This window comes from Wenyingzhuangia sp. IMCC45467 (assembly GCF_054111205.1).
Genome location: NZ_CM134196.1, coordinates 434,881 through 447,750 on the forward strand (window position 1 = coordinate 434,881; position 12,870 = coordinate 447,750).

A 12,870-nucleotide genomic window follows, 5' to 3' on the forward strand; every position below is an offset into this window, starting at 1 on the left:
AACATCTTTTCATCAAAGGTAAGAAATTCTCACCTTAAAGAAATATTTTCAATGTAGTTTTTGCTTTTAGCCAACGTGTTATATCAAAACTAAAAGTACTGAATAAAACATTCAGTTACGGGTTATCCGTACCTTTTAGTGTTTGTTTTTGGTTAAAAATAGTACTTTTTTGTTGTAGTTCTATTTGTTTTACAAACAAATCTAACGGATTGGTTATTTTTTGTAAATCCTGACTTCTAACATGTGTGTAAACCATGGTCGTTTCGGGTCTGGAATGACCTAACAATTCTTGAATGTATCTTATATCTGTTCCGTTTTCTAATAGGTGAGTGGCATAACTATGTCTTAGCGTGTGTGGTGTTACTCGTTTTATAATTCTTGCCAATCCACAACTTTTTTTAAGAAACTTTCTAATAGATTCTGTAGAGTAAGGAGTGCCTTCATCAACTCCTTCAATTAAATATATCTTAGGTTCATAAGTAGTTAAATAATTATTTAATAAAGGCATCATTACATTGGCAATAGGCACATATCTATCTTTTCTACCTTTTCCTATTTGCACTTTTAAAACCTGCCTTTGTAAATCTAAATCACGTAGTTTTAAGTTGATTAATTCTCCAATTCTTAAGCCAGAGGAGTATATTAAAGCAATACATATTCTGTGTTTTAAATTTTTGGTAACCCTAATCAATTCAATTACTTCTTCTTTAGATAATACGTTGGGTAACAATTTACTTTTTCTAGGAGCTAGAGCATTAAAATCAATTTCTAAAGGCATTTGTGTAAAAATTATATAGTGTTTCATGGCACTAATAAATTGCCTGTGAGTACTAATTGATGCTTTTGAAGGTTCTAAAACATCTTCAACATAAATTTCAATATCTCTAATAGTAAAAGGTTTAATTTCTTTTTGATGAATCACAAATTCGGCTACTAAATGAGTGTAGGTTTTAAGTGTGCTTTCGCTAAACCGTTTCCCTTTTAAAAACTTATAAAAGGCATTTAATTGATTTTTTTGATGTGGAAGTAAACGATCTTTAATGGTTAATCCAGTGTTAGGAACCATAAGTTGTCCTTCTACATATTTTAAAGCCGTATAATCTATATAAGCTAAATTTTTAAACAATTCATGAAAAATATTCAAATCAAAATCTTTCTTTAAAATATACCAACATCTATAAGTCTTGGTATAAAAAACATTAAAATCAGATGTTTTTAGAGCGTTTTTAATCTCAAAATTATAATCAAACTCAATCAATATTACTTCTTGATTTCTGTGAATTTTAGGTTTTAAGGTGATTTTAGGCTTCATTAAAACAACAATTTTTATTTTAAAGATACAAAATAAAGAGTTTACAAATCCGCTTTTACATTCATGTCAGAACGCTATCTTTGTGCTTTATCAAAATCATATGCCAGTAAACACACTTTTAATTACACCTCCTTTTACTCAGCTAAATACAGCCTATCCTGCCACGGCTTATATCAAAGGATTTTTAGATAGTAAAGGGGTTAAAACCACTCAAATGGATTTAAGTATTGAGTTGTTTACTGCTATTTTTACAGGTGATTTTATTGATGCTATTTTTAAACAAGCCGATTTACTTAAGAACTACGATTTTCCTTTGGTTTGGAAACAAAAACAGGAATATATTGATAAAGTAGATATGGTGATGAATTACTTGCGTGTGCAAGAAGTTACTGCTGCATATCAAATCAATCACAAAGATTTTTTGCCACACGGACATAGACGTATCAAGCTAGAAAAAGATTTAAGTACCGAGTTTGGAATGTTAGGAATTTTAGACAAAGCCAAACATATTGCTACCTTGTTTGTAGAGGAGTTGGGCGATTTTATCAATGCCAATGTTGATGAGTTTTTTTCTTTTACGCGTTATGCAGAAAGTATTTCTAGAGCAGCCTCTAGTTTTGATACGATTGATGAATTTTTACAATACGAAACCACACTGATAGAAGATGAAATGTTATACATCTTAGATCAGCATTTACAAGAAAATAGATACGATTTAATTTGTTTAACCGTTCCTTTTCCAGGCAATTTATTTTCAGCACTTAGATGTGCACAATTCATCAAACAAGAATATCCACAAATTCAAATTGCCATGGGTGGCGGATATCCAAATACAGAATTAAGACGTTTATCCGATCCTCGTATTTTTGAATATATCGATTTTATTTCTTTAGATGATGGAGAAAGTCCATTGTTAAGAATTACGGAATATATTACAGGTAAAATAGGGGTAGAGGAGCTAGAACGTACTTATATCTTACAGAACAACAAGGTGGTTTATGCTAATAAAACACCTAATACTATTTTCCATCATAAAAACTTACCTGCTCCAAGTTATGTAGGATTGCCACACCATAAATATTTATCTTTTTTAGATGTAATGAATCCTATGCACCGTATGTGGTCCGATGGAAGATGGAATAAACTCACCATTTCTCACGGATGCTATTGGAAACAATGTTCTTTTTGTGATGTAACTTTGGACTATATTGGAAATTACGAAAACACTACTGCTGATGATTTGGTTAATAAAATTGAAAAAATAATTGCCGAAACAGGAGTAACTGGTTTTCATTTTGTTGATGAAGCTGCTCCTCCAAAAATGCTACGTGCTTTGGCAAATAAATTATTAGAGCGTAAAGTATTTATTACTTGGTGGACAAACATTCGTTTTGAAAAAACATTCACCAAAGAATTATGTGCTTTGTTGTCAAAATCTGGATGTATTGCCGTAACAGGTGGTTTAGAAGTGGCTTCGGATAGGCTATTAGCCAAAATGAAAAAAGGAGTAGACATAGGGCAAGTAGCTAGAGTAACCAAAGCTTTTTCTGATGAAAATATTATGGTTCACGCATATTTAATGTATGGATTCCCAACTGAAACTGCTCAAGAAACTATTGATTCTTTAGAGGTGGTTCGTCAATTGTTTTTACACAATTGTATTCAATCTGGATTTTGGCATCAGTTTGCTTGTACAGCACACAGTCCTGTAGGTAAAAATCCCGATGCTTTCGGAATCAATGTGATTGGACCCAAATTTAAAGGTTTTGCCGAAAATGATTTGTATCACGAAGACCCATCAGGTGCAGAGCATCATTTATACAGTCAAGGATTAAATATTGCCTTAAACAATTACTTAAATCACAAAGGATTTGAGATTCCTCTATCTCAATATTTTGATTTTAAAGTGCCTAAAACCATACACCCTAAGGACTTAATAAAAGATTTTCTAAAAAATAAAACCACTACTTAAAATTATTTAAATAGCGGTTTTTATAGATTTTTGGAGGTTTATTATTTATTTGTTTCTCCACCAATTAGTAAAGGAGATTTTCCATCTGTAATAATGACTTTTGCATTGGGCGATTTGGCTAATTCTTTAAATGCTTCTATGGTTTTAATTTTAATAATTTCATCTGTCAATCCCTCAGAGAATATTTTTTGAGCATCTCTTTCACCTTTTGCATTAATAATTTTTCTATCTGCTTCTAACTTTTCTTGCTGTAAGACAAATTCCATTCTCATAGCATCTTGTTCTGCTTGTAATTTTTTTTCTATAGAGCTTGCTAAACCATTTGGTAGCTGAATTCTTTTCATTAAAACAGAAATTAAATCAATTCCTTCGGCTTGTTTTTCAAGAGTTAGTTTCATTTTTTTTAAAATTTCAGACTCAATTACAGCACGCATTCCAGAATGCATATCTTTTGCATAAAATTTAGCACATACATCAGAAGCAGCAGATCTAAATACACTTGTTATTACAGACTCATAATCTGATCCTAAATTTTCTAAAACAGAGGTTAGTTTTGTAGGATTTAATCTGTATAGTATTGAAATTTCTGAATTTACACTTAATCCTTCTTTACTTGGTAAGGTTAAGAATAGTTTGGTATTACTAGTTTGTGTAGATTCTTTAATCACTTTACTTACAAAAGGGTTGTAAAATATAACTCCTTGAGTTTTTAATTTGTCATCAAATTTTCCTAAAGTTTGTTTAATACCAACTTGACCTGGCCTAATAACAGCACAACTGCTGCATAATAAAATACTGCTTACAGCTAATAAAGTAAATTTTTTCATAATTTTTTTTTAAGTGATTAATGGAAAATGAAATTATATGAATAATACGAATATCGTCTGTTTTTATCAAATTAACAAAACATTAGCTTTGTTAATGGAAATAATATAATTGATGCTCTTTGCTCAGGTTAATGTATTAATGATGTCAAAATAAATAACCTAATATTTATTTTGATGCATTTGAGTACGATGAATTTTTTAAGAACCAATCATATACTTTTTATAGTAATAATTAGCAGCAACTAAATCTTCCAAAGCGTGTCCTACAGATTTAAAAACGGTAATTTCATCAACGTTACTTCTTCCTTGTTTTTGTTCAGAAGTTAGCCCAAATAAATCGGCTTTAATGTCAGATTCTTTGATAACTCCAGTTTGTAAGGGAATAAAAATATCACCATTTTCTTTAAGCCCTCCTTCAAAACTATCCACATAAACAGAACTTTTTATAATGGTTTCATCATCGGCTTCTCTCATGTCTTTTTTGTAAGCTCCAACCAAATCAACATGTTGTCCTTTCTTTAGGTATTTCCCTAAAATTAATGGTGTTTTAGATAAAGTTGCTGAGGAAATAATATCAACTTCGCTTATTTTTTCTTCAATGTTCTGAACAGGAGTGATGGTGAAATTTTTATTTTTTAGTTGTTCACAAATAGTTTGGGCTTTCTTAAAACTTCGTCCCCAAACATAAACTTTTTTAATATTTCTTACACTTGCATGAGCTTGAATCAAATTCTTGGACAAAGCTCCAGTACCAATCATTAAAAGTGAAGAGGAATCTTTTCTAGATAAATATGATGATGCCAATGCCGATGCTGCAGCAGTACGTTTAGCTGTTAAGCTTTTGGCTTCTAAAATAGCTTTTACACTACCGTTAATAGCATTAAAATAAATATAGGTTCCTTGGATGGAAGGCAAATCAAACTGATGGTTTTTAGGGCTAACGGTAACAATTTTTACACCTGCATTTTTACTAGGATTCCATGCAGGCATTAGTAATAGAGTAGAATCTGTATTTACTTTTGGATTGGGAAAATCATGATGATGTCTTACAGGAACTAAAGCTTTGTTATTCTTGAAATTACATTTTAATTCGTTAATAAGTTCTTTAAAACAGGTGTTTTTTTCAATAAATTGATTGCTTATTTGTACAATAGGTTCCATAAAAATATTATGTTGTCTTTTTTTGAAAAGCTGATAATATCATCAGATAACTAAGGTAATAATTCTATGGTAGAATAAAGGGGGATTCTTGGAGAGTTAGTCCATTAAAGGTTTTAAATGTCTAAGGGTTTCTATATATCCCTTTTCTATTAAACTTTGAGTTTGTGAGGTGTGATATCTGTCGTATGATGATAAGTCCGGAGTAATTAAAACATCAGCTTCTTGAGTTTGTACTCTCGCAGCAGCTTCTAGTGTAAAGTGAAAACTGTTTTGCAAAACTTCTATCATATTTTCGGGTTTACCATACATGTGTTTTGCATTTAAATCAACAGCAATAATAGTTGTTGCATTCATTTCTTGTAATGGGCTTACAGGTACGTTTTCAGACACTGCACCATCAACCAACATGATGTCATTTATTATAATGGGTTTAAAAATACCAGGAATACAGGAACTTGCCATTACGGCTTTTGCAACATTCCCTTTTTTTAAAATAACTCTCTCTCCGGTAGCAATATTGGTAGCTAGAATGGCTAATGGAATTTTAGCATCTTCTATATTTACATTACCAATGTTTTGTTCCATAAAATGAGCAATTTTAGTATTACTCATTAACCCGAATTTAGAAATTGATAGAGAGGTAATATCTTTCCAACTAATTTCTAACGCAATGTCTTTTACTTTTTCGCAATTGTTGTCAAAAGCGTAAAGAGCCGCAACCATAGCCCCAATACTAGTTCCAGAAATCCATTGAATATTTAAACCTAATTCTTCTATTGCTTTTAAAACACCAACATGTGCAGCCCCTAAAACTGCTCCACCTCCTAAAGCCAATCCAACTGCATTACCTTTTTTTAGTGTTTTCATATAATGTTTATTTACAATTCAAAAAAGCTAAACATACATCCTCCATAACGTTTTGCTTGAGTAAAGTTAGGTAAATTACTTAAATCTGTTTGTTGTGAGTGTTCAATTACCAAAGTTCCACTTTCATCTAGCAAACTATTTTTCCATACCAATTCCGGTATTTTAGCAAATTGTTCATCGCTAAAGTCATAAGGAGGATCTGCAAAAATAACATCATATTTGTTAGCGTGTTTTTCTAAAAATGAAAACACATCAGCTTTAATGGTATTGATGTTAAAATCTAATTCCTTATTGATTTGATTGATATAATGTATACACCCATTGTGTTGATCTACTGCCGTAATTTGATTGTTTCCCCTAGAGGCAAATTCAAAACTAATATTTCCTGTTCCAGAAAAAAGATCTAAAACTGTAATTTCTTGTAAGTGATACCAGTTGTTGAGTATATTGAATAAACTTTCCTTAGCCATATCGGTAGTAGGACGAACAGGTAAGTTTTTAGGAGCGGTTAATCTCCTAGATTTATATTTACCAGAGATAATTCTCATAAATGTAATTGTAATAAGTTATAATGTGATTGGGGTAAAGAAACCACATTTTTTTCTAGTTGTGTATTTAATTTTGCATAAATACTAACATTTCTTACATAGTTGTAAACAAGTTTGTAATGTTCATCACTCTCTTTAATATCTCCGTATAATGTTAAAGTAAAACTATTGGTATCCATTTTTAATTGTTCGGCTACAAATAAAATATAGTATACAAAATCTTCTTTATTCTGATAGTTAAAATAATTGCTTAATATCAACTGATTATTTTCTATAACAAGCAATTGAAAGTTGTTTTTATATACATTTACAAACATAGACTTGTCTGTAATAGTATTAGACTTTAAAATATTTTGTAAAAAAACAGTGGAAGAGTGTAAGTAGGTAAATTCACCTACAGCATCAAAAACGTAATTGTTTACGTTTACAAAAGGAATGTAAACATTGTTGATTTCTATGTTATTTAACTCGTCAAAACTAACATAATCATTATCAAACACTTTTACTGTGTTTTGTAAATAACTATTAAGTATGTCTTCGTTAAAATAAGATTGAGGAACAAAGGTGCTTAATTCGTTGTGGTGAATTAATAATACTTCTTCATAGGTATCGTGTAAAAGTACATGATGGTTAAAAATGTTCTTTACTTCTTCTAATATGTGAGCAGGAGTATTTATTCTGTTAGTAAAAGGAATAGCAACAATGTGCTCGTATTTACTTGTTGAGTTGTTATATACGCAAAAAGAAAATCCATCCGAACTTAATTGGATGGATAACTTTTTATGGTTATGTATAAGTGTTTCCTTATTCATTACTTGCCATTGCATCGTATAACGGTGGCCAGTTTCCTGCTGTAGTTACTTCGTTTAAAGAACCAATAGAAATGTATCCTCCAGGAATATCATCACCTCCTAATGCTAATTTTTCTTGTTTAATTAATGAAGGACTCATTCCTTCTAAAATATCTGCTTTGTCTATTTGAACTTGGAATACTGAAGCTAATACGTTGTTAGCTCTTAGAATTACAGCAGATTGAATTTTAAATTCTTTGTCTGTACCAGGAATTTTTAACATATCGCGGTAATTACGTCCTGCAAATATTTTTTCTTTTACAGATTCGTATCCAATAGTATCAGTTACTTTTTTCTCAACTTCTACCATTAATGGTGACCAAGTTGTACCTCTGTTTTCTTTAACAATTTCTGTATGAGTATCTGTTATAGGAAATTTAGCAGAATCAATGAACTTAATTAAAGCTTCACCATCACCTGTAAATTTTCCTAAAATAGTATTATGTGCATCTTGAGCATCAGCAATTAATTTTAATTGTTTAATTACTTCAACATAACGTACTTTTTTCTCTTTGTTAAATTTAATTGGCTCCATAATTCCGCTGTATATTAAATAAGAAATATACCCAGCAACAGCAACTAATATAATAGAAACAATAGGTGTTAAGTTAATTGGTAAAAATTTTACAATAAGTATAGCTAACGCAACAGTTACTACTATTCCTAATAGGATAAATAAAATCATTTGTTTTTTGTATTAATTTTATAATGAACGAAGCCAAATTTACAATTTTTTTTTATTCATAAAAACTTTTAGACATATTTCAAACCTTATATTTGTGTAAACTTTTTACATGATAAAATCTTCGTCAGTTTTTTATAGGACCTTATTAAAAAAATTTCCGTTTGAACCTACTGAGATTCAACAAGAATTGTTACGTCAACTGTCTGATTTTTCGTTTGATACAGATGATGATGCCATTTTTATTTTAAAAGGATATGCAGGTACAGGAAAAACAACTACCATTAGTACTTATGTAAATCATTTATGGGAAATTGGTAAAAAAGCAGTTTTATTAGCTCCAACAGGACGTGCAGCTAAGGTAATTTCTAATTATTCTAAGAAAAAAGCACATACCATTCATAAAAAAATATACCATCCTAAGAAACAATCTAACGGAAATGTGGCTTTTGTAAAACAGCCCAACAAACACACCAATACTTTTTTTATAGTAGATGAATCTTCTATGATTGCCGATGGATCTGGAGAGGTAAATTTATTTGAAAAAAACTCTTTGTTAGATGATTTAATGGAGTATGTATACAATGGATTTAATTGTAAGTTAATATTTATTGGTGATGTTGCTCAGCTACCTCCTGTAAAATCAGAAATAAGTCCAGCCTTATCTGTAGATACTTTGGCTATTAACTATCATAAAAATCCGTATTTATTAGAACTAGACCAAGTAATGAGGCAACACGAAGGCTCTGGGATATTAACCAACGCTACCGAACTCCGTGCACAATTAGAAATGGATGGTTTTTACGATTTTCAGTTTAACTTAAATTATCCGGATATAGTTAGGTTACAAGATGGATATGAAATAGAAGAAGCTATAGTAAATGCATACGATAATGCTGGGGTAGAAGACACCGCTTTTATTGTGCGTTCTAATAAGAGAGCCAATCAGTACAATCAACAAATAAGAACTAAGATAAGAGGACAAGAGAGCGAAATTTCGGCAGGAGATTATGTAATGATTGTAAAAAACAATTATTTCTGGTTAAAAGACACCACCGAAGCCGATTTTATTGCCAATGGTGATATAGCCGAAGTGCAACAAATATATAATATTAAAGAGTTGTATGGTTTTCGTTTTGCCGAAGTAAAATTAAGATTGATAGATTACGAAGATTTAAAACCTATTGATACTGTTTTGTTATTAGATACTATAAGTTCCGAAAGTCCATCGTTAACTTACGAAGAATCTAATAAATTGTATCAAGAAGTTTTACAAGATTATGCCGAAGAAAAATCTAAATACAAGCAAATGTTGTCTGTAAAGAACAATCATTACTTTAATGCTTTACAAATTAAGTTTGCTTATGCTATGACCTGCCATAAATCTCAAGGAGGACAATGGAATACAGTTTTTATAGAACAACCTTATTTGCCAGAAGGTTTAAATAAAGATAGCATGCGTTGGTTGTATACCGCCATTACACGTGCCAAAGAAAAGGTATATTTAATAGGTTTTCAAAACGAATATTTTAAAGAATCTGAACACTAAAATATTTACAACTTATTCTTATTTGGTTTCTTATTAGTTTACTAAATTTATTGATATAATTATCCCTTTTACATTTAGGATAAAGTTTATCAGTTTGATGAAAGTGCTGTAAATATTTAATGGTAAAAATTATTTGAACTGATGTTTTTTTATGGAAACATAGATTAAATGTAACAATTACAATTAATTAAAATTTAAGATGAGAATAGATATCAATGCAGATTTAGGAGAAGGTTTTTTGTTTGATGAGGAGTTAATGCAAATGATTTCTTCTTGTAACATTGCTTGTGGCGGACATACAGGAACAGAAAATTCTATGAGAGCTAGCATTCGTTTGGCTTTAAAACATCATGTTACCATTGGAGCACATCCTTCTTATCCAAATCCAGAAGTTTTTGGAAGAGAAGAAATGGATATTTCTAATGAAATGCTTAAAAAAGTAATTAGAGACCAAATTTTAACATTGATAAGAATTGCCAGAGAAGAAGGTGCAGTAGTACGATATGTAAAACCCCATGGAGCCTTGTATAATAAAGCCTCTGCAGATAGAGATATGGCTATTTTGTTGGTTCAAGTAATTCAGCAAATAGAACCAAGTGTTGGGTTAATGGGATTGGCTGGTTCTGTATTAGAAGAAGAAGCCAAAAAAGGCTATTTGTTTTTTATTAAAGAAGGGTTTGCAGATAGAAGATATCACAACAATGGAACTTTGGTTTCTAGGCAAAATCCATTAGGAGTTATACACTCCAAAGAACAAGTTTGGGAACAAGTAAAAAATATAATGATAAACAAAAAAGTTATCAGTTTAGAAGAAAATGATGTACCCTTAGAAATTCAAAGTATTTGTTTTCATGGAGATACTCCAGAAGCCGTTGAGTTACTTTCTTATGTTAACCAACAAGTAAAAACACACAAAATAGAAGTAAAAAATGCAATATAGTGTGATTAATTATGGAGAAAATGCTTTATTAATGCAATTTAAAGATGTTATTTCTTTAGAGGTTCATCAATATGTAAAAAGCTGTTATGAACAACTAACAAAATTGCATTTAATTGGAGTTCAATCTTTAATTCCTGCTTATAATTCTATCACTATACTTTTTGATCCTTTAAAAATTAACCAAAAAGATTTAAGGATTTTTATAGAAAACACTCCTTTTGATAAATATGAAAATCAACAAATAGAAAAAAATATTGTAGAAATACCAGTTTGTTATCAAGAACCTTATGCGTTAGATTTGGCATTTGTTGCGAGTGAATTAGGAGTAACAAAACAGAATATTATAGACATACACTCAGCCAAACCTTATTTAGTATATATGTTGGGGTTTGCTCCTGGATTTATGTATTTAGGTGGTTTAGACGAACGTTTACAAATAGCAAGAAAGCAAACTCCAAGAATACAAATTCCAGCAGGAGCAGTTGGCTTGGCAGATAAGCAAACAGGAGTATATCCTTTGGTAACTCCAGGTGGATGGCAAATTATTGGTCAGACTCCTTTACCGTTATTTTCTAAAGAGAAACCATCTTTGGTTCAAATGGGTGATTATGTTCAATTTGTACCTATTTCTGTAAATGAATTTGAAAAAATGAAAAAGCAATGAGTATAGAAATATTATCACCAGGGTTAAGTACTACCATTCAAGATGGAGGACGTTTTGGATATCAAGATAAAGGAGTACCCATAAGTGGTTTTATGGATGTTACTTCTGCTCACTTGGCCAATGCATTGGTTACTAATGAGTTTAATACAGGTTTGTTAGAAATGACAATGCTGGGTGTTAAATTTAAAGCTACACAAGAAATTACCATTGCTATTACAGGAGCAGATATGCAGCCAAAATTAAATGGAAACCCTGTGAACATGTACAAGGCTATTAAAGTACCAAAAGACGGAATAGTTTCTTTTAAGGGAGCAATTAGTGGTGTTTATGGTTATGTAGCTGTTTTGGGAGGATTAAAAACCCCTAGAGTTTTAGGAAGCAAAGCTACTTATACACCAGCTAAAATGGGTGGATTTAAAGGAAGAATATTACAAAAAGGTGATATGTTGCCCATTTTACATAATACTTTAAACCCCATAAAATCTAAAGTAAAAGCTCCTGTTTTTTTACCAAATGCTACTTTAGAATGTGTTAAAGGTCCAGAATGGGATTGGTTTTCTAAACAGAGTAAATCTGCTTTTTTTGATGCTGTATTTACCATAGGAAAAGATAGTAATAGAATGGGAATTAGGTTAGAAAACAGCAAAGTTACTTTGCCTGAAAAAGATGAAATTATTTCATCTGGAATTATAAAAGGAACGGTACAAATAACCAAAGCTGGTCAGCCTATTGTAATGATGGCTGATGCACCTACTACAGGAGGCTATGTACGTATGGTTAACCTTACTCAAAAATCTTGCGATATTTTAGCTCAAGTACCAATTGGAGGAAAAGTAAAATTTGTATTAAAATAAAGAATGGGTAAACATAAAACGAATTAAACATTTACCCAGTTCTTTATATAGCTGTGCTTGCATAATTTTGAATGTTGGTTTTTTGTAAAAAAATCATTTCAAACATCTGTTCTTTTTCTTCTAACTTTTCATTCTCTAAAATCCACAGTCTCATCAAGTGATCAAATTCATTTTCGGGTAAATCTTTACGTTTGATGATGATGTTAAAAATGGTATTCAATTTTTTTCTCTGTTCGTGTAAACTTGTAGTGTTTTTCATATTATTTATTTTTGATGATTAAAAATGTAATGGCATAAATTTGATGTTCAGGATGTTCGTCTTCAGCTCTTTTTTGTACTACTGTTTCAGTTTCAATCATATTATTTTGTAGTAAAATAGAAAGAAGTCTATTTTCTCCCTTAGGAATGTAACCTAACTTATAATCTCTATAGTAAATTGCGATGGCATACTTATCATATTGGTTATTAGGTTCTGGTTTTAAAATAAGTTTTGTTCCAATTTTAAGTTTTTTAAAAGCCAAAGCTCCTTCGTAATAATTAAAACCTGCAATGTGGTAATTGTTTATTCTTTGTCTTTCCATAATCTTGTTGAGTTTTTTATTTACTACAAATATTTTACTCATGTATGTGATGTTTCTGCACA

The 12,870-nt window shown here is 30.6% G+C and carries 14 protein-coding genes; 5 read left to right on the plus strand and 9 right to left on the minus strand.

All coding sequences use genetic code 11. From position 1 onward, the window contains the following. Nucleotides 1-115 precede the first annotated feature (115 nt). The gene (locus tag ACXGQT_RS02055) at nt 116-1,312 is read right to left on the minus strand and encodes a tyrosine-type recombinase/integrase (RefSeq protein ID WP_457829736.1); all 1,197 of its coding nucleotides are present in this window, start codon (nt 1,310-1,312) and stop codon (nt 116-118) included. Between the two features lie 100 nt (nt 1,313-1,412). Between ACXGQT_RS02055 and ACXGQT_RS02060 the strand changes: the two genes are divergently transcribed. Continuing rightward, nucleotides 1,413-3,284 carry a B12-binding domain-containing radical SAM protein gene (locus tag ACXGQT_RS02060; protein ID WP_457829737.1) on the plus strand — a complete coding sequence of 624 codons (1,872 nt, stop codon included), beginning with the start codon at nt 1,413-1,415 and terminating at the stop codon, nt 3,282-3,284. 41 nt (nt 3,285-3,325) lie between these two features. On the opposite strand, the gene ACXGQT_RS02065 is transcribed toward ACXGQT_RS02060, so the two are convergent. The 6 genes from ACXGQT_RS02065 to ACXGQT_RS02090 form a co-directional block, all read right to left on the minus strand. Continuing rightward, nucleotides 3,326-4,111 (minus strand): prohibitin family protein, encoded by a 786-nt coding sequence (locus ACXGQT_RS02065; RefSeq protein WP_457829738.1) that lies wholly within the window; start codon nt 4,109-4,111, stop codon nt 3,326-3,328. A gap of 198 nt (nt 4,112-4,309) precedes the next feature. After that, on the minus strand, nt 4,310-5,272 hold the full coding sequence (gene lhpI, locus ACXGQT_RS02070; RefSeq protein WP_457829739.1) for a bifunctional Delta(1)-pyrroline-2-carboxylate/Delta(1)-piperideine-2-carboxylate reductase: 963 nt from the start codon (nt 5,270-5,272) through the stop codon (nt 4,310-4,312). A 96-nt stretch (nt 5,273-5,368) separates the two neighbouring features. Further along, nucleotides 5,369-6,139, minus strand: coding sequence for a patatin-like phospholipase family protein (locus tag ACXGQT_RS02075; protein WP_457829740.1), 771 nt, complete (start codon nt 6,137-6,139; stop codon nt 5,369-5,371). 11 nt (nt 6,140-6,150) lie between these two features. Then, nucleotides 6,151-6,687 (minus strand): RsmD family RNA methyltransferase, encoded by a 537-nt coding sequence (locus tag ACXGQT_RS02080; protein WP_457829741.1) that lies wholly within the window; start codon nt 6,685-6,687, stop codon nt 6,151-6,153. Beyond that, nucleotides 6,684-7,499: a DUF3822 family protein gene (locus ACXGQT_RS02085; RefSeq protein ID WP_457829742.1), complete on the minus strand. Its 816-nt coding sequence runs from the start codon at nt 7,497-7,499 to the stop codon at nt 6,684-6,686. The genes ACXGQT_RS02080 and ACXGQT_RS02085 overlap by 4 nt, the downstream gene beginning before the upstream one ends. Then, a complete protein-coding gene (locus tag ACXGQT_RS02090; RefSeq protein WP_457829743.1) occupies nt 7,492-8,223 on the minus strand; it encodes a hypothetical protein in 732 nt (243 codons plus the stop codon). The genes ACXGQT_RS02085 and ACXGQT_RS02090 overlap by 8 nt, the downstream gene beginning before the upstream one ends. A gap of 109 nt (nt 8,224-8,332) precedes the next feature. Here ACXGQT_RS02090 and ACXGQT_RS02095 point away from each other — a divergent pair, with 109 nt between their 5' ends. The 4 genes from ACXGQT_RS02095 to ACXGQT_RS02110 all read left to right on the plus strand — a co-directional run bounded on the left by ACXGQT_RS02095 (nt 8,333) and on the right by ACXGQT_RS02110 (nt 12,227). Then, nucleotides 8,333-9,769: an ATP-dependent DNA helicase gene (locus ACXGQT_RS02095; protein WP_457829744.1), complete on the plus strand. Its 1,437-nt coding sequence runs from the start codon at nt 8,333-8,335 to the stop codon at nt 9,767-9,769. 199 nt (nt 9,770-9,968) lie between these two features. Then, nucleotides 9,969-10,709: a 5-oxoprolinase subunit PxpA gene (gene pxpA, locus ACXGQT_RS02100; protein ID WP_457829745.1), complete on the plus strand. Its 741-nt coding sequence runs from the start codon at nt 9,969-9,971 to the stop codon at nt 10,707-10,709. Further along, complete coding sequence (pxpB, locus tag ACXGQT_RS02105; RefSeq protein WP_457829746.1) at nt 10,699-11,373, plus strand: 5-oxoprolinase subunit PxpB; 675 nt, start codon at nt 10,699-10,701, stop codon at nt 11,371-11,373. Before pxpA ends, pxpB begins: the two co-directional genes overlap by 11 nt. Beyond that, a complete protein-coding gene (locus ACXGQT_RS02110) occupies nt 11,370-12,227 on the plus strand; it encodes a 5-oxoprolinase subunit C family protein (RefSeq protein ID WP_457829747.1) in 858 nt (285 codons plus the stop codon). The genes pxpB and ACXGQT_RS02110 overlap by 4 nt, the downstream gene beginning before the upstream one ends. Before the next feature lie 43 nt (nt 12,228-12,270). On the opposite strand, the gene ACXGQT_RS02115 is transcribed toward ACXGQT_RS02110, so the two are convergent. Continuing rightward, a complete protein-coding gene (locus tag ACXGQT_RS02115) occupies nt 12,271-12,486 on the minus strand; it encodes a hypothetical protein (protein WP_457829748.1) in 216 nt (71 codons plus the stop codon). Nucleotide 12,487: 1 nt separating this feature from the next. Beyond that, entirely contained in the window at nt 12,488-12,850 is a 363-nt protein-coding gene (locus tag ACXGQT_RS02120; RefSeq protein WP_457829749.1) for an HIRAN domain-containing protein, read from the minus strand. Nucleotides 12,851-12,870 lie beyond the last annotated feature (20 nt).

Excerpts from the sequence above, each read along its gene's own strand:
- ACXGQT_RS02095 (WP_457829744.1), top strand. The coding sequence starts at position 8,333 with ATGATAAAATCTTCGTCAGTTTTTTATAGGACCTTATTAAAAAAATTT.
- ACXGQT_RS02075 (WP_457829740.1), bottom strand. The coding sequence starts at position 6,139 with ATGAAAACACTAAAAAAAGGTAATGCAGTTGGATTGGCTTTAGGAGGT.
- pxpB (WP_457829746.1), top strand. The coding sequence starts at position 10,699 with ATGCAATATAGTGTGATTAATTATGGAGAAAATGCTTTATTAATGCAA.
- ACXGQT_RS02115 (WP_457829748.1), bottom strand. The coding sequence starts at position 12,486 with ATGAAAAACACTACAAGTTTACACGAACAGAGAAAAAAATTGAATACC.
- ACXGQT_RS02080 (WP_457829741.1), bottom strand. The coding sequence starts at position 6,687 with ATGAGAATTATCTCTGGTAAATATAAATCTAGGAGATTAACCGCTCCT.
- ACXGQT_RS02120 (WP_457829749.1), bottom strand. The coding sequence starts at position 12,850 with ATGAGTAAAATATTTGTAGTAAATAAAAAACTCAACAAGATTATGGAA.
- ACXGQT_RS02090 (WP_457829743.1), bottom strand. The coding sequence starts at position 8,223 with ATGATTTTATTTATCCTATTAGGAATAGTAGTAACTGTTGCGTTAGCT.
- ACXGQT_RS02085 (WP_457829742.1), bottom strand. The coding sequence starts at position 7,499 with ATGAATAAGGAAACACTTATACATAACCATAAAAAGTTATCCATCCAA.
- lhpI (WP_457829739.1), bottom strand. The coding sequence starts at position 5,272 with ATGGAACCTATTGTACAAATAAGCAATCAATTTATTGAAAAAAACACC.
- ACXGQT_RS02065 (WP_457829738.1), bottom strand. The coding sequence starts at position 4,111 with ATGAAAAAATTTACTTTATTAGCTGTAAGCAGTATTTTATTATGCAGC.
- ACXGQT_RS02055 (WP_457829736.1), bottom strand. The coding sequence starts at position 1,312 with ATGAAGCCTAAAATCACCTTAAAACCTAAAATTCACAGAAATCAAGAA.
- ACXGQT_RS02110 (WP_457829747.1), top strand. The coding sequence starts at position 11,370 with ATGAGTATAGAAATATTATCACCAGGGTTAAGTACTACCATTCAAGAT.
- ACXGQT_RS02060 (WP_457829737.1), top strand. The coding sequence starts at position 1,413 with ATGCCAGTAAACACACTTTTAATTACACCTCCTTTTACTCAGCTAAAT.
- pxpA (WP_457829745.1), top strand. The coding sequence starts at position 9,969 with ATGAGAATAGATATCAATGCAGATTTAGGAGAAGGTTTTTTGTTTGAT.